Annotated in this window: 1 protein-coding gene; it reads right to left on the bottom strand. The window is 41.5% G+C overall.

From position 1 onward, the window contains the following. A partial coding sequence (locus tag IQR33_RS08715) for a DDE-type integrase/transposase/recombinase (RefSeq protein ID WP_193843637.1) occupies positions 1-277 on the bottom strand: 277 nt, incomplete at both ends.

Below are 277 nucleotides of genomic sequence, written 5' to 3'. Positions count from 1 at the left end.
ATGGATATCTTGATATTCCTTCGAACAGTATTGTGAGCCTCTATCTGAGTGGTGTATTAGCTTTTCTTCACTCTGCCGTTGCCTGAGAGCTGAGATAAATGCCCGCTTAACTGATTGAGTTTTCATGTTGTCATCCACATAAAAACCAACAATCTTCCTTGAATAAGCGTCTGTAACCAAGCTGAGATAACTCTCTCCATTTTGAGTTGGCAAGTAAGTAATATCAGCAACCCACAGTTGTTCTGGCTTCGTTGGTGTCAGCCCATCTTTCACTTTG

Origin of the sequence: Vibrio sp. OPT46, assembly GCF_015163535.1 — a bacterium.
In the GTDB taxonomy this organism is placed as follows: Bacteria; Pseudomonadota; Gammaproteobacteria; order Enterobacterales; family Vibrionaceae; genus Vibrio; species Vibrio alginolyticus.
This window is presented reverse-complemented; position numbering and strand designations above follow the sequence as displayed.